13 protein-coding genes and 1 pseudogene are annotated in these 14,477 nt (G+C 67.5%); 8 read left to right on the top strand and 6 right to left on the bottom strand.

Annotation, left to right across the window (positions count from 1 at the left end):
* Window positions 1-76 precede the first annotated feature (76 nt).
* Entirely contained in the window at window positions 77-853 is a 777-nt protein-coding gene (locus tag ACFJIX_RS00225) for a ZIP family metal transporter (protein ID WP_377156871.1), read from the top strand.
* A 50-nt stretch (window positions 854-903) separates the two neighbouring features.
* Here the strand turns inward: ACFJIX_RS00225 and ACFJIX_RS00220 are convergent, their stop codons facing one another.
* From ACFJIX_RS00220 to ACFJIX_RS00205, 4 genes and pseudogenes are all read right to left on the bottom strand, one after another.
* On the bottom strand, window positions 904-1,356 hold the full coding sequence (locus ACFJIX_RS00220) for a universal stress protein (protein ID WP_377156870.1): 453 nt from the start codon (window positions 1,354-1,356) through the stop codon (window positions 904-906).
* A gap of 134 nt (window positions 1,357-1,490) precedes the next feature.
* Entirely contained in the window at window positions 1,491-2,339 is an 849-nt protein-coding gene (locus tag ACFJIX_RS00215; protein WP_377156868.1) for a sulfurtransferase, read from the bottom strand.
* A gap of 87 nt (window positions 2,340-2,426) precedes the next feature.
* Window positions 2,427-3,324, bottom strand: a pseudogene (locus ACFJIX_RS00210) (DMT family transporter).
* Window positions 3,325-3,462: 138 nt separating this feature from the next.
* Window positions 3,463-4,581 (bottom strand): aromatic ring-hydroxylating dioxygenase subunit alpha, encoded by a 1,119-nt coding sequence (locus ACFJIX_RS00205; protein ID WP_377156867.1) that lies wholly within the window; start codon window positions 4,579-4,581, stop codon window positions 3,463-3,465.
* 295 nt (window positions 4,582-4,876) lie between these two features.
* Here ACFJIX_RS00205 and ACFJIX_RS00200 point away from each other — a divergent pair, with 295 nt between their 5' ends.
* From ACFJIX_RS00200 to dxs, 3 genes are read left to right on the top strand one after another with little or no spacing between them, the layout of a single operon-like run.
* A complete protein-coding gene (locus tag ACFJIX_RS00200) occupies window positions 4,877-5,137 on the top strand; it encodes an exodeoxyribonuclease VII small subunit (RefSeq protein ID WP_377156866.1) in 261 nt (86 codons plus the stop codon).
* A complete protein-coding gene (locus tag ACFJIX_RS00195; RefSeq protein WP_377156865.1) occupies window positions 5,138-6,025 on the top strand; it encodes a polyprenyl synthetase family protein in 888 nt (295 codons plus the stop codon).
* A gap of 49 nt (window positions 6,026-6,074) precedes the next feature.
* Window positions 6,075-8,042: a 1-deoxy-D-xylulose-5-phosphate synthase gene (gene dxs / locus ACFJIX_RS00190; protein WP_377156863.1), complete on the top strand. Its 1,968-nt coding sequence runs from the start codon at window positions 6,075-6,077 to the stop codon at window positions 8,040-8,042.
* A 37-nt stretch (window positions 8,043-8,079) separates the two neighbouring features.
* Here the strand turns inward: dxs and ACFJIX_RS00185 are convergent, their stop codons facing one another.
* Window positions 8,080-9,066 carry a LysR family transcriptional regulator gene (locus ACFJIX_RS00185; RefSeq protein ID WP_377156862.1) on the bottom strand — a complete coding sequence of 329 codons (987 nt, stop codon included), beginning with the start codon at window positions 9,064-9,066 and terminating at the stop codon, window positions 8,080-8,082.
* Window positions 9,067-9,191: 125 nt separating this feature from the next.
* On the opposite strand from ACFJIX_RS00185, the gene lysA reads away from it, so the two are divergent.
* The 3 genes from lysA to ahpF all read left to right on the top strand — a co-directional run bounded on the left by lysA (window position 9,192) and on the right by ahpF (window position 13,014).
* Window positions 9,192-10,454 carry a diaminopimelate decarboxylase gene (lysA, locus tag ACFJIX_RS00180; protein ID WP_377156860.1) on the top strand — a complete coding sequence of 421 codons (1,263 nt, stop codon included), beginning with the start codon at window positions 9,192-9,194 and terminating at the stop codon, window positions 10,452-10,454.
* Between the two features lie 233 nt (window positions 10,455-10,687).
* Window positions 10,688-11,251, top strand: a complete 564-nt coding sequence (ahpC, locus tag ACFJIX_RS00175; protein WP_067283909.1) for an alkyl hydroperoxide reductase subunit C — start codon at window positions 10,688-10,690, stop codon at window positions 11,249-11,251.
* A gap of 209 nt (window positions 11,252-11,460) precedes the next feature.
* Window positions 11,461-13,014 carry an alkyl hydroperoxide reductase subunit F gene (gene ahpF / locus ACFJIX_RS00170; protein WP_377156857.1) on the top strand — a complete coding sequence of 518 codons (1,554 nt, stop codon included), beginning with the start codon at window positions 11,461-11,463 and terminating at the stop codon, window positions 13,012-13,014.
* A gap of 61 nt (window positions 13,015-13,075) precedes the next feature.
* Here the strand turns inward: ahpF and rarD are convergent, their stop codons facing one another.
* Window positions 13,076-13,981: an EamA family transporter RarD gene (gene rarD, locus ACFJIX_RS00165; RefSeq protein WP_377156856.1), complete on the bottom strand. Its 906-nt coding sequence runs from the start codon at window positions 13,979-13,981 to the stop codon at window positions 13,076-13,078.
* Window positions 13,982-14,148: 167 nt separating this feature from the next.
* Here rarD and ACFJIX_RS00160 point away from each other — a divergent pair, with 167 nt between their 5' ends.
* The gene (locus tag ACFJIX_RS00160; protein ID WP_377156855.1) at window positions 14,149-14,418 is read left to right on the top strand and encodes a MoaD/ThiS family protein; all 270 of its coding nucleotides are present in this window, start codon (window positions 14,149-14,151) and stop codon (window positions 14,416-14,418) included.
* Window positions 14,419-14,477 lie beyond the last annotated feature (59 nt).

Here is a 14,477-nt window from a genome sequence, read left to right as displayed (position 1 = left end):
CAGGGGGGCTTGACGAGTCTGAGACAATTTTCAGAACCCCAACCGGCGCACCCCCAGTGGTGCGCCTTTTTTATCCATGACCCTGACCTACATCCTGCTGGTGACTTTCGCCGGCGGTCTCGCCTCCGTGACGATCGCGGCGATGCTGACGGTCGGCCTGCTGAGCCGCATCGTCAAGCATCTGGTGAGTCTGTCCACCGGCGTGCTGCTGTCGACCGCGCTGCTGCACGTGCTGCCGGAGGCATTCGAGAGCGGGGCGGATCCGCACAACCTGTTCCTGGCGCTGCTGGGCGGGCTGATGTTCTTCTTCCTGCTGGAGAAGGCCGAGCTGTACCGCCACACCCACCACCATGAGGGAGACGGGCACCACCACCATCACCATTTCGACCAGGAGCAGGCGGGTCGGGGTGGGTTATCGGTGCTGGTGGGGGACTCGATCCACAACTTCTGCGACGGGATCATCATCGCCGCTGCCTTCCTGGCGGACCACCACCTGGGCTGGGTCACCGCGATGGCGATCGTCGCCCACGAGATTCCGCAGGAAGTCGGCGACTACATCGTGCTGCTGAACGCGGGCTTCACACGCAAGAAGGCCTTGTTCTTCAACGCCGTGTCGGGGATGGCGGCGGTGGTCGGCGGACTGGTCGGCTACTACGTCGTGGGGCCCTGGCAGCAGCTGTTCCCCTACCTGCTGGTGGCCGCTTCGAGCAGCTTCGTCTATGTCTCGGTCGCCGACCTGATCCCGCAACTGCAGCGTCGGCTGCCCTGGAAGGACACCGCCTTGCAGCTGCTGTGGCTGGGCGTGGGCATCGTGTTCGTGCTGATCGTCGTGGGCGGCAAACACGCCCACTGAAGCCGGCCGGAGGCGCCCGGGAGGGCGCTCCGGTCAAGGTCCGGGACGGATCACTGCGGCGCGCCTTCGCCGTGCACCACCAGCACCGGGAAGGCGCAGTGCGTCAGCACCTTCTGCGTCTCGCTGCCGAGCAGCAGGGCCTGCAGCCCGCGCCGGCCGTGCGTGGCCATCACCAGCAGGTCGGCGTTGACGCGCTTGGCGTGCTCGATGATGGCTTCCCAGGGGTGGAGCGCCTCCACGCTGTGGGCCTCGATCTCCAGGCCCTGCGCCTGCGCCAGTGCGAGCACCTGCGCCAGGCGCTCCTGCGCGATGCGCTCCTGGGCGTCGAAGAACTCCTGCGGCGGCGTCGGCTGCATCTCCGACACGGCGCTGTAGGGGAAGGGCTCCTTGACGCTGATGGCAAACAGCCGGGCGTCGTGGAACTTTGCCAGCTTGATGGCGGTGTCGATCGCCTTGGCGGTGATGTCGGAACCGTCGGTGGGAATCAGGATGCGCTGGAACATGGCGAGCCTCCTTCGAGCGAACGGGGTAGGGCTGAGTGGACCCGACCCCCACCACAGGCGGGGTCAGGGCTTGCCTTCGCAGTCTGACCTTCCCATGGTGCTCGCACCATGCGCGTTGTCAATAAGGGGACGCGTCAGCCCTTTGCCAGGGGGAAGCGCGGGTTCGCGCTCCATTCGCTCCAGGAGCCAGGGTAGAGCCGGCTGCCCGGGAGTCCGGCATGGTGCATCGCCAGCAGGTTGTGGCAGGCGGTGACCCCCGATCCGCATTGGTGCACCGTCCCGTCCGCGCCCTGCGGACCGAGCAGCGCGCTGAATTCTTCGCGCAGCTGGGCGGCGGGCTTGAAGCGGCCTTCCGGCGTCAGGTTGGACTTGAAAAACCGGTTGGTCGCGCCCGGGATGTGACCGGCCTGGGTGTCCAGCGGTTCGACTTCGCCCCGGAATCGCTCGCCCGCGCGGGCGTCGATCAGGCGGACCCGGCCGAGTCCGGCGAGCAGATCCTGCGCGGACCACGGCGCCTCGAGCGGCGCGCGTGGTTCGAAGGCGGCGGAAGCGGCCGGTGCGCCGGCGGGGACGTCCGTTGTCACCGTGGCGCCGGCCTGCTGCCAGGCGGCGAAGCCACCGTCCAGCACGGCCACCTGCGCATGGCCGAGCCAGCGCAGCATCCACCACACGCGCGCCGCATACATACCGTCGGCGGCGTCGTAGGCGACCAGCTGCCGGCCCGGTGTCATGCCGAGATCCCGCAGCCGCGCGGCGAAAGCCTCGCGCTCGGGCAACGGGTGACGCCCGCGGAACGCGCCGAAGGCGTCCTGCTTCGGACCGCTGAGGTCGCGGTCCAGGTGCAGATAGAACGCGCCGGGGACATGGCCGGCCGCGTAGGCGCGCTCGCCCGCCGCGGTGTCGGCCAGGTCGAAGCGGACATCGACGATCAGCGGCGGCGCCGACGAATTCATCAGCGCCTGCAACTGCTCGACCGTGATCAAGCCGTCAAGACCCGTTCCAGCGGGGGCGGACCCGGGGGACGTCGAGGGAGAAACCGGGTGCGGCGTCGCTGGAGTCGTCATGGCCGTTCAAGATTCCTGGACCGAGTGCTGGGCGTCCTTCGGCGTGTTCCGGGCACGCAGCAGCGTCGCCCCCAGGCCCGCGACGACGATCAGCAGGATGCCGATCCACGAGAGCAGGCCCAGCAGGTCACCGAAGATCAGCACACCATACAACGCCGAGAACACGATGCCCAGGTACTGCAGCGATGCGTTCACCAGCGGCTTGCCGGTGCCGTAGGCGCGTGTCATCAGCAGTTGGGCGGCGGTGGCCAGCACGCCGACGGCCAGCAGCAGCGCCGCGCCGGTCCAGGTGTGAGCGTGCCAGCCGCCGTGCGACACGATCGTCGTCAGCGCGCCGGCGACCACGCCGCCCATCGAGAAGTAGAAGACGATGCGGAATTCCGGCTCCCCCCGCGCGACCCAGCGAGGTCACCTGCAGGTAGGCCATCGCCGACAGCATCCCCGAGGCCAGCCCGGCCAGGCCGTGCCAGACCTGCTGGTCCTCCATCGCCGGCTGCAGCACCAGCCCGACGCCGACGAAGCCCAGCAGCACGGTGATGATCAGCCGCGGATCGACCTTGGCCGCGCCCATCAGCACCGCGCCGCCGATCAGGAACAGCGCCATCCACACCGAGGACATGTAGTTCAGCGTCATCGCCGTGGCGAGCGGCAGCTTGCTGATCGCGAAGAACCACAGCGACAGCGCGATCACCCCCGACAGGCTGCGCCAGAAGTGCATCGCCGGTACGCTGGTCTTCAGCGACAGCCCCTTCGCCCGCGACAGCGCGAACAGGAACAGCGTGCCGACGAGGCCGCGGTACATGACGATCTCGCCCGCGCCGTAGTAGGCCGAAGCCAACTTGACGCAGACACCCATGGTGGCGAACAGCAGTGTCGCCAACACCATCAGAAGGGGTGCAGACATGCCGGCGATTCTCGCGCCGAAGCCCGGTCCGGCCTGTTGTGCGGAGCCGCAAAAACGAACGCCCCGCAAGAGCGGGGCGTTGTGCGCACCTGGATCGATGCGAAGGGGACGGGGCGTCAGCGCCCCGTCGACACGGTGTCAGCGCTTCATCAGCCCGCGGTACCACTCGTGGAAGTGCTTCATGCCGTCTTCCATCGGGGTCTGGTAGGGGCCGACCTCGTTGTCGCCGCGTTCCATCAGCGCCTTGCGCCCGGCGTCCATGCGCAGCGCGATCTCGTCGTCCTCGATGCAGGTCTCCATGTAGGCGGCCTGCTGGGCGTCGATGAGGTCGCGCTCGAAGGCGACGACTTCTTCCGGGTAGTAGAACTCGACGATGTTGGTCGTCTTCTGCGGCCCCTTGGGGAACAGCGTCGACACCACCAGCACGTTGGGGTACCACTCCACCATGATGTTGGGGTAGTAGGTCAGCCAGATGGCGCCCTGGTCCGGGGACTGGCCGCCCGAGAAACCCAGCACCTGGTCGTGCCACTTGGCGTAGACCTCGGAGCCCGGCTTTGCCAGCGCCTTGTTCACGCCGACCGTCTGCACCGAGTAGTCGCGGCCGAATTCCCACGCCAGGTCGTCGCAGGTGACGAACTGGCCCAGGCCCGGGTGGAACGGGCCGACGTGGTAGTCCTCCAGATAGACCTCGATGAAGGTCTTCCAGTTGTAGTCGCACTCGTGGACGTGGACCTTGTCGAGCTGGTAGCCGCTGAAGTCCAGCGCGCCGCGCGGGCCCAGCTTCGCCAGGTCGGCGGCGATGTCGCGGCCGTTGTCCTCGAACAGCAGGCCGTTCCACTCGCGCAGCTTGTAGCGGTTCAGGTGCAGGCAAGGGTCCTGCTTGAAATGCGGCGCGCCGACCAGTTCGCCCTTGAGGTCGTAGGTCCAGCGGTGCAACGGGCAGACGATGTTGCTCTGCGTGTTGCCGCGGCCGCGCAGCATCACCGCCTGGCGATGCCGGCAGACGTTGGAGATCAGTTCCAGGCCTTGCGCGCTGCGCACGATGGCGCGGCCTTCGCCCTCCTGCGGCAGGGCGTAATAGTCGCCGACCTCGGGCACGGCGAGCGCGTGACCGAGGTAGCGGGGGCCGTGCTGGAAGATCAGTTCCTGTTCGCGGCGGAACAGGTCCTCGTCGAAGTAGGAGGTGACGGGCAGCTGGAGGTGGCTGGGGGCCGTGCTGCGTTCAAGCGCGCTGAGAGGGATGCTCAGGTCGGACATGATCCAAGAGGGTCTCCAAGACTCCAATGTCAACCGTGACGGCCGCCCCCCAGATTGGACGGGCCGGTATGGGGACTGAATGAAAAGCGCGCCGGCCCTTTTAGGGCATAGCAGCGGGCAAAGGAACCGGTGATTGTACCCGGCCCGCCTCTGGAGGGGAAACGGGTGGGTGTCAGGTGTCACCCAGCGCCCGAAACACCCGCTGACGCCTGTGGCGGCGCGCTCACATCCCCCGACGGTCGGAAGGCGGGCAGGGTGGTGGCGGTGCTTACAATCAGCCTTTTCGCGTTTTGAAATGAGCAAGCCTTCCGCCAGCGCCAAGACGGCGCAGCCCACGATCCAGGAGCAGGAGCCCGCCAGCTATGAGCTGGCGGTCGAGGAGTTGGAGCGTCTGGTGCAGGCCATGGAGGCCGGGCAACTGCCGCTGGACCAGTTACTGGCCAGTTACCAGCGGGGAGCCGCCTTGCTCAAATACTGCCGCGCACGACTTCAGGCCGTCGAACAACAAGTACAGGTCATTGAGGGTGGGAGCGCGCAGGCTTGGGGAGATGAATAAGTGGATGCGGGTATTTTCGAACGTTGGGTAAAGCAGTCGCTCGAGGACGTCGAGCAGGCGCTGGAGGCCTGGGTGCCCGAAGCGGCGCCGGCCGGCCTCGGCGATGCGATGCGGTATGCCGTCCTCGGCGCCGGGAAGCGCTTGCGCCCCCTGCTGGTGCTGGCCGCGGCCGACGCCGCGGGCGGCCAGCGCGAGGCCGCGATGCGCGCGGCGTGCGCGGTGGAGCTGATCCACGCGTATTCGCTGGCGCATGACGACATGCCCTGCATGGACAACGACGTCCTGCGCCGCGGCAAGCCCACGCTGCATGTGCAGTACGGCGAGGCGCAGGCGATGCTGGCCGGCGACGCGATGCAGGCGCTTGCCTTCGACGTGCTGACGCCGGACGAGGGCGTCGCCCCCGCGCTGCAGGCCAGGCTGTGCCGGCTGCTGGCGCGCGCCAGCGGTTACGACGGCATGGCCGGCGGCCAGGCGATCGACCTGGCCAGCATCGGCAAGCCGCTGGACGAAGCCAAGTTACGCGACATGCACCGCCGCAAGACCGGCGTGCTGCTGCAGGCCAGCGTCCTGATGGGCGCCGCGTGCGGTGAGATCACGCCGGCCGCGTGGGAGTCGCTGAGCCGCTACGGCGCGGCGATCGGCCTGGCCTTCCAGGTCGTCGACGACATCCTGGACGTGACGCAGGACAGTGACGTGCTCGGCAAGACCGCCGGCAAGGATCAGGACAACAACAAGCCGACCTACGTCAGCGTGCTGGGCCTCGAGCCCGCCCGCGCGTACGCGCTCCGCCTGCGGGACGAGGCGCATCAGGCGCTCTCCGGCAGCGGTCTGGCCGACACCGCCTGGCTCAGCCTGCTGGCTGACAAGGTGGTGGAGCGCGACAACTGAGATCCTGCTCGGATCCCGCAAGGATCCGGCAACAAGGAGAGGCGACGCCATGAGCGACAACCCACCGAACGCGACGGCCGCGCAGACCCTGCTGGGCACCATCGAGAGCCCCGCGGACGTGCGCCGGCTGTCCCGCGGTCAGCTCCCGCAACTGGCGGACGAGGTCCGCGCGCACATCCTCAACAGCGTGTCCAAGACGGGCGGCCATCTGTCGTCGAACCTGGGCACCGTGGAGATGACGGTCGCGCTGCACTATGTCTACGACACGCCGCGCGACCGGCTGGTGTGGGACGTCGGTCACCAGACCTATCCGCACAAGATCCTGACCGGCCGCCGCGACGCGATGGCGACGCTGCGCCAGCAGGGCGGCATCTCCGGCTTCCCGCGCCGCGACGAGAGCGAGTACGACACCTTCGGCACCGCGCATTCGAGCACCTCGATCTCCGCCGCGCACGGCATGGCGATGGCGGCCCGGATCAAGGGCGAGTCGCGCCGCGTGGTCGCGATCATCGGCGACGGCGCGATGACCGCCGGCATGGCCTTCGAGGCGCTGAACAACGCCGGCGTCGCGCATGGCGGCCTGCTCGGCGACGTGCTGGTGATCCTGAACGACAACGACATGTCGATCAGCCCGCCGGTCGGCGCGCTGAACAAGTATTTCACCCGGCTGATGAGCGGCAAGTTCTACGCCGCCGCGCGCGAGGGCGCGAAGTCGGTGCTGAAGCACACGCCGCTGTACGAGTTCGCGCGCCGCTTCGAGGAGCACACCAAGGGCATGTTCGTGCCCGGGACGATCTTCGAGGAATTCGGCTTCAACTACGTCGGCCCGATCGACGGGCATGACCTGGACGCGCTGATCCCCACGCTGGAGAACCTGCGCGACAAGAAGGGCCCGCAGTTCCTGCACCTGGTCACGCGCAAGGGCCAGGGCTACAAGCTGGCGGAGGCGGACCCGGTCAAGTACCACGGTCCGACGCCGTTCAACCCGGCCGAAGGCATCAAGCCGTCGACCTCCCCGGCGAAGAAGACCTTCACGACGGTGTTCGGCGACTGGCTCTGCGACATGGCCGAGGCCGATCCGACGCTGGTCGGCATCACGCCGGCGATGCGCGAGGGCTCGGGCATGGTCGAGTTCCACAAGCGCTTCCCGACGCGTTACTACGACGTCGGCATCGCCGAGCAGCACGCGGTGACCTTCGCCGGCGGCCTCGCCTGCGAAGGCCTGCGGCCGGTGGTGGCGATCTATTCGACCTTCCTGCAGCGCGGCTACGACCAGATGGTCCACGACGTGGCGCTGCAAAACCTGCCGGTGCTGTTCGCACTGGACCGCGCGGGCCTGGTCGGCGCCGATGGCGCGACGCACGCCGGCAACTACGACATCGCCTTCACGCGTTGCATTCCGAACATGAGCGTGATCACGCCGTCGGATGAGAACGAGTGCCGCCAGGCGCTGTACACCGGCCACGTGCACAACGGCCCGGTGACGGTCCGCTATCCGCGCGGCGCGGGCATCGGCGCGGAGATCAGGAAGGACATGGTCGCGCTGCCGTGGGGCAAGGGCGAGATGCGCCGCACCTCGTCGTTGCCTGCGACCGGCGGTCGCGGCGCGGCGCACGCGCCGCGTATCGCGATCCTGGCCTTCGGCACGCTGCTGCATCCGGCGCTGAAGGCGGCGGAGGCGCTCGACGCGAGCGTCGCCAACATGCGTTTCGTGAAACCGCTGGACGTCGATCTGGTCAAGGAACTGGCCCGCACGCACGATGTGCTGGTGACCATCGAGGACGGTTGCGTCATGGGCGGCGCCGGCAGCGCGGTCCTGGAAGCGCTGCAGGCCGAAGGTCTGTCGCTGCCCGTGCTGCAGCTGGGCCTGCCTGACGAATATGTCGAGCACGGCGAGCCCGGCAAGCTCATGGCGCAGTGCGGCCTGGACGCCGCCGGCATCGAGCGTTCCATCCGCGAGCGTTTTCTGTCGACCGCGACTGCGACGCCGGCACCGGTGGCGATCAAGGCCGCCTGAGCCACACGCGCTTCATGGAACGGCGCTGGCCTCGCGGTCAGCGCCGTTTTGCTTTTCCGGCGGCCTGCGCGCGCAGTGCGCTCGGCGGGCCCCGCCCGCTGGAGGCTTGGCTGGAAGTTTGACTGGCCATCGCAGGCGCGAGCGCACGTTTCACCGCGTCGATGAAATCCTGCGTCAGCGCATGCGTGGCGCGGTGCAGCGGCCACAAGGCCTGGATGCGGAAGGGTACCGACACCGAGAATGGCCGCAGGTGCAGATCGGGGCCGGCGCAGGCCCTCGCCGTCAGTGGATTCACGAGTGCAATGCCCAGGTTTTTCTGAACCAGTGAACAGACGGCGATCGCGCTGTGTGTCTCCATTTGCAGACGCCGCCGCACGCCGGCGGCCGCGAAGATCGCGTCGAACTGGCGGCGGTAGGGATCGTCGGCGGACAGGCTGACGAAGCGCTCACCCTCGAAGTCCTCCGGGGTCAGGACTTGCCGTTCCAGCAGTCGATGGCCGGCGGGGAGCACGCACACCTCGTCGAGCTCGGCCAGCGTCTCGCTGCGCGTGCCGGGCACGGCGACGGAGACCTCGCTCAGGCCGATGTCGAAGCGCTGGGCCGCCATCCATTCCTCGAGCAGCGGTGACTCCTGCGGTGTCAGCGTCAGTTCCGCCTGGGGATGCCGACCGAGCCAATCGGCGCTCGCGTCCGGCAGCAGCGCGTGCGCCAGTGCCGGCAGCGTCAGGACGCGCAGGCGTTCGTCCTCGGCGCGTCCCAGCGCCTGGGCGCGGGCGACGACCTGGTCCAGCCCCTGGTAGGCACGCTGGACTTCGTCAAACAGCGCCAGCGCCCGCGCGGTCGGGCGCACACGCCCCGGGGCGCGGTCGAACAGGGCGTAGCCGAGCAGCGATTCCATCCGCGCCAGCTCCCGACTGACGGTCGGTTGAGACGTGAACAGCAATTGCGCGGCGCCAGTCACGCTGCCGGCAGTCATGACGGCGCGGAACACCTCGATGTGGCGATGCGTGATCGGCAGGGACATCGCGGAAGCATATCAGTGCATATCAGAAATGAATTCCGTAGGCAAAACAAAGCATTTGATTGAATGGATGGCCGGAGGGATGCTTGCGGCAGTTCCAATCTGCATCCGTCTGAAGGATTCCTGACATGCCGCAAGCCCTGACCCCCGCCCGCGAACAGCAGTTGCAAGCGCTCGCCACGAAGTACGGCACCCCGCTGTGGGTGTACGACGCCGCCATCATCCGCGAGCGCATCACGGCGCTGGACGGGTTCGACACGGTGCGCTTCGCTCAGAAGGCCTGCTCCAACACCCACATCCTCAGATTGATGCGGGAGCAGGGCGTGAAGGTCGATTCGGTGTCGCGCGGCGAGCTGCTGCGCGCCTTCGCCGCCGGCTTCACCGTCGGCAAGGGTGCGGACGCGGTGCACTCGGACATCGTGTTCACGGCCGACCTGCTGGATCGCGAGACGCTCAAGACCGTCGTCGAACACCGCGTCCCGGTGAACGCCGGCTCGATCGACATGCTGGAGCAGCTCGGCGAGGTCTCGCCCGGTCATCCGGTGTGGCTGCGGCTGAACCCCGGCTTCGGTCACGGCCACAGCAACAAGACCAACACGGGCGGCGAGCACAGCAAGCACGGCATCTGGCATGAGCAGCTCACGGACGCGCTGGCGGTCATCGCGCGCCGCGGGCTGACGCTGATCGGGCTGCACATGCACATCGGCTCTGGCGTCGACTACGACCACCTGGGGCGTGTCAGTGGCGCGATGGTCGACCTGGTCCGCATCGTGAAGGCGCAGGGCCTGGACCTGCACGCGCTCTCGGCCGGCGGTGGGCTGTCGATCCCCTACCAGGAGGGCGGCGAGTCCATCGATACCGCCCACTACTTCAGCCTGTGGGATGCCGCGCGCAAGGAAGCGGAAGGCGTGGTCGGCCACGACCTGGCGCTCGAGATCGAACCGGGCCGCTATCTGGTGGCGGAGTCCGGCGTGCTGCTCGCCGAGGTCCGCGCGGTCAAGGCCCAGGGGCGGCAACACTTCCTGCTGGTCGACGCCGGTTTCAACGAACTGATGCGGCCGGCGATGTACGGCAGCTTCCATGCGATGAGCCTGATTCCCGCGGACGGCCAGCGTCGGCCAACGCGCGAGACCGTGGTCGCCGGTCCGCTCTGCGAATCGGGCGATGTGTTCACGCAGGCCGAAGGGGGCGTGGTGCTGGCGCGGGAATTGCCACAAGCGCAGGTCGGCGACTTGCTGGTCATCCACGACACGGGTGCGTACGGCGCGTCCATGTCCAGCAACTACAACAGCCGGCCGCTGATCGCCGAGGTGCTCGTCGACGGCGGTTCGGACCGCCTGATCCGTCGCCGCCAGACGGTCGAGGAACTGCTCGCGCTTGAAGCGCTGTGAACGTTTCAGGTGCGGAGAAGCACCGGACGCGGCACCAGGAGACATCAGGCAACAGCCCGCGCTCACGCGGGTTGTGACGGAGTCATGAAGTTTTTGCTATCGCACAAACGATTTTTGATAGTTTGACTCAATAGGGATAGGCAATAGGCTGCATTGGGGAATTCAAACCCGCCGATAGCCTCAGCCCCCTATCATTCCGTCCATCCCATCAACCTGACAGCGAGTACGAAGCAATGTCCCTGATCAACACCCAAGTCCAACCCTTCAAGGCCCAAGCGTTCCACAACGGCAAGTTCATCGAGGTCACTGAAGAGTCGCTCAAGGGCAAGTGGTCCGTGCTGATCTTCATGCCGGCCGCCTTCACCTTCAACTGCCCGACGGAAGTCGAAGACGCGGCTGACAACTACGGCGAGTTCCAGAAGCTGGGCGCCGAGGTCTACATCGTCACGACCGACACGCACTTCTCGCACAAGGTGTGGCACGAAACCTCGCCGGCTGTCGGCAAGGCCAAGTTCCCGCTGGTCGGCGACCCGACGCACGCGCTGACGAACGCCTTCGGCGTGCACATCCCGGAAGAAGGCCTGGCCCTGCGCGGCACCTTCGTGATCAATCCGGACGGCGTCATCAAGACCCTGGAAGTGCATGACAACGCGATCGCCCGCGACGTCAAGGAAACGCTGCGCAAGCTGAAGGCTGCCCAGTACGTCGCCAAGAACCCGGGCCAGGTCTGCCCGGCCAAGTGGAACGAAGGCGACAAGACCATCGCCCCGTCGCTGGACCTGGTCGGCAAGATCTAAGGATCTCGCCCTGGCGGGGGAAGCCAGCGATCCGTCCGGATCGACCTTCCCCCGGACCGGTGATCCGGATGAGGACGTTCCTCTCCCCCTCACTGCAAAAGCACCGCGCGTGGACCGATCCGGTCCGCGGGCGTGTGTTCGGCCGCCCCTCTGATCTGACAGGGAGGCCGGTTCTCGAAGTCGCTTAAGAAAATTGGAAGGAAGCAACGATGTTGGACGACAACCTGAAGGCGCAGCTCAAGGCCTACCTGGAGCGGGTGACGCTGCCGTTCGAGATCGAAGCCTCGTTGAACGACTCCGAGAGCTCCGCAGAGCTCAAGCAGCTGCTGCAGGACATCGCCGCGATGTCCGACAAGATCACGCTGAACCTCGACGGCAACGACGCGCGCAAGCCGTCGTTCAGCCTGAAGCGCACGGGCACGGCACAGAGCCTGCGCTTCGCCGCGATTCCCCTGGGCCATGAGTTCACCTCGCTGGTGCTGGCCCTGCTGTGGACGGGCGGTCATCCCCCGAAGGTGGAGCAGTCCACCATCGACCAAATCAAGGGCCTGGACGGGGACTACCTCTTCGAGGTGTACATGTCCCTGACCTGCCACAACTGCCCGGACGTCGTGCAGGCGCTGTCGCTGATGTCGGTGCTGAATCCGCGCGTCAAGACGGTGGTCGTGGACGGCGCGCTGTTCCAGGACGAGGTGAACGCCCGCGAGATCATGGCCGTGCCCACGATCTACCTGAACGGCCAGGAATTCGGCTCGGGTCGCATGACGGTCGAGGAGATCGCCGCCAAGCTGGACACCGGCGCGGCGGAGAAGGACGCGGCCAAGCTGTCGGCCAAGGACCCGTACGACGTGCTGATCGTCGGCGGCGGCCCGGCCGGCGCGGCGGCGGCTGTTTATGCCGCTCGCAAGGGCATCCGCACGGGCATCGCGGCCGAGCGTTTCGGCGGCCAGGTCAACGACACGCTGGCGATCGAGAACTACATCTCCGTGCTGTCGACCGACGGTCCGAAGTTCTCGATGGCGCTGGAATCGCACGTCAAGGATTACGGCGTCGACGTCATGAACCTGCAGCGCGCGGACCAGCTGATTCCGGCGGCCACGCCGGGCGGGCTGGTCGAGCTGAAGCTGGCCAATGGCGGTTCGCTCAAGAGCAAGACGGTGATCATCTCGACCGGTGCGCGGTGGAGGAACGTCAACGTGCCGGGCGAGCAGGAATACAAGAACAAGGGCGTGGCCTACTGCCCGCATTGCGACGGTCCGCTGTTCAAGGGCAAGCGCGTGGCGGTGATCGGCGGCGGCAACTCCGGCGTCGAGGCGGCGATCGACCTGGCCGGCATCGTGTCGCATGTGACGCTGCTGGAGTTCGGCGAACAACTGCGCGCGGACGCCGTGCTGGTGAAGAAGCTGGAGAGCCTGCCCAACGTCGTCATCCTGAAGCAGGCGCAGACCAGCGAGTTCACCGGCACGGCGGGCAAGCTCGACGGCCTGAACTACATCGACCGCGCCACCGGCGAAGCCAAGCGCGTCGAGGTCGAAGGCGTGTTCGTGCAGATCGGTCTGGTGCCCAACACCGAGTGGCTGCGTGGCACGGTGGAGCTGTCGCGTCACGGCGAGATCATCGTCGACGCGAAGGGTCAGACCTCGGTGCCGGGCGTGTTCGCCGCGGGCGACGCGACGACGGTGCCGTTCAAGCAGATCATCATCGCGGCCGGTGACGGTGCGAAGGCCGCGCTCAGCGCCTTCGATCACCTGATCCGCAACTGACGAGCAACGCGCTCCTCTGAACTGACGCCCCGAAAGGGGCGTCAGTCGCTTTGGGGGACGATCACCGCCGGCTGCGCCAGAGGCTCTCCGCGCTGTAGACGGCCAGCGCCGACCAGATCAGCACGAAGCCGACGAGCCGCGCGCCGGCGAGCGGCTCGTGATACAGCCAGACGCCGAGCAGGAACTGGATCGTCGGGGACAGGTATTGCACGAGGCCGAGCGTCGTCAGCGTGATGCGGCGCGCGCCGGCGGCGAACAGCAGCAGCGGCACGGCGGTCAGCGGCCCCGCCAGCAGCAGCCAGGCGATGTGGCCGGCGTCGCCGGTCGCGAACGCGCTGGTGCCCTGGTGCGTCCACCAGGCCAAGGCGATCGCGGCAAAGGGCGAGAGGATCAGCGTTTCCAGTGTCAGGCCCTCGAGCGCGCCGAGCTGCGCCGTCTTGCGCATCAGCCCGTAGACCCCGAAGCTCAGCGCCAGTACGAGCGCGATCCACGGCAACCGTCCGGCGGTGACCGTCAGCCAGATCACGCCGGCCGCGGCGAGCCCGATCGCCAGCCACTGCACCGGCCGCAGCCGTTCGCGCAGGAACACGAAGCCCAGCATCACGTTGACCAGCGGGTTGATGAAGTAACCCAGGCTGGCCTCGACGACGTGTCCCTGCTGCACCGCCCACACATAGACCAGCCAGTTGGTCGAGAGCAGCAATGCCGACAGGGCGCAGGTCGCCAGCAGCTTTGGCGATCGCAGCACCGGCCCCAGCCACGCCCAGCGGCGCAGGCCGGTCAGCAGCAGCGCGACGAAGACCATCGACCACAGCGTCCGGTGCGCGATGACCTCGATCGCGTCGACGTCGCTCAGCCGTTTGAAGTACAGCGGGAACAGGCCCCAGGCGATGTAGGCCAGCGCGGCATAGAGCATGCCGGTGCGGGCGTGGGCGGAGTCGGCGGCGTTGCGGGTGTCGTTTGTCATGGGTCCGTGGTCGCGATTCGCGCGAGGGTGCCGCGAGCTTGCCGCGTGAGGGGCCCGCGATTCTGCCCGCGCCAGGCCGGCGGCGCTGTCGAAAGGCGGGGAGGCCATTCGTCGTGCTCGGTGGTCCCACTGTTCATGCGGACCGCTTCGTCGCAGGATCGCACCCCATGGCGCACCTTGAATTCACCTCGCAGTTGCACCGCTTCGTCGACACCCCGCAGTTGGACTGCGACGCCGGAACTTTAGGGGAGGCGCTTTCGCTCGCCTTCGCCTGCAATCCCCGGCTGCGCGGCTACATCCTGGATGAGCAGGGGCACCTGCGGACACATGTCGCCGTGTTCATCGACGGCCACCGCGCGCGGGATCGCCAGGCGCTCAGCGACCCGCTGACGGCACAGTCCAAGGTCTACGTGCTGCAGGCGCTGTCGGGCGGCTGAGCGCCGTCTCGCCGCAGACGTGTCGAGAACGGCGACGCTCGAACGTCGTGAGAGGTGAC

Source organism: Roseateles sp. UC29_93, assembly GCF_042695725.1.
Lineage (GTDB): Bacteria > Pseudomonadota > Gammaproteobacteria > Burkholderiales > Burkholderiaceae_C > Roseateles > Roseateles noduli_A.
The sequence above is the reverse complement of the archived record's forward strand: the minus strand, read 5'-3'. Positions and strand labels throughout refer to the sequence as shown.

Bases quoted from the DNA above. Each gene is read 5' to 3' on its own strand.
- ACFJIX_RS00225 (WP_377156871.1), top strand. From the start codon at position 77: ATGACCCTGACCTACATCCTGCTGGTGACTTTCGCCGGCGGTCTCGCC.
- ACFJIX_RS00220 (WP_377156870.1), bottom strand. From the start codon at position 1,356: ATGTTCCAGCGCATCCTGATTCCCACCGACGGTTCCGACATCACCGCC.
- ACFJIX_RS00205 (WP_377156867.1), bottom strand. From the start codon at position 4,581: ATGTCCGACCTGAGCATCCCTCTCAGCGCGCTTGAACGCAGCACGGCC.
- ACFJIX_RS00200 (WP_377156866.1), top strand. From the start codon at position 4,877: ATGAGCAAGCCTTCCGCCAGCGCCAAGACGGCGCAGCCCACGATCCAG.
- dxs (WP_377156863.1), top strand. From the start codon at position 6,075: ATGAGCGACAACCCACCGAACGCGACGGCCGCGCAGACCCTGCTGGGC.
- ACFJIX_RS00185 (WP_377156862.1), bottom strand. From the start codon at position 9,066: ATGTCCCTGCCGATCACGCATCGCCACATCGAGGTGTTCCGCGCCGTC.
- lysA (WP_377156860.1), top strand. From the start codon at position 9,192: ATGCCGCAAGCCCTGACCCCCGCCCGCGAACAGCAGTTGCAAGCGCTC.
- ahpC (WP_067283909.1), top strand. From the start codon at position 10,688: ATGTCCCTGATCAACACCCAAGTCCAACCCTTCAAGGCCCAAGCGTTC.
- ahpF (WP_377156857.1), top strand. From the start codon at position 11,461: ATGTTGGACGACAACCTGAAGGCGCAGCTCAAGGCCTACCTGGAGCGG.
- rarD (WP_377156856.1), bottom strand. From the start codon at position 13,981: ATGACAAACGACACCCGCAACGCCGCCGACTCCGCCCACGCCCGCACC.
- ACFJIX_RS00160 (WP_377156855.1), top strand. From the start codon at position 14,149: ATGGCGCACCTTGAATTCACCTCGCAGTTGCACCGCTTCGTCGACACC.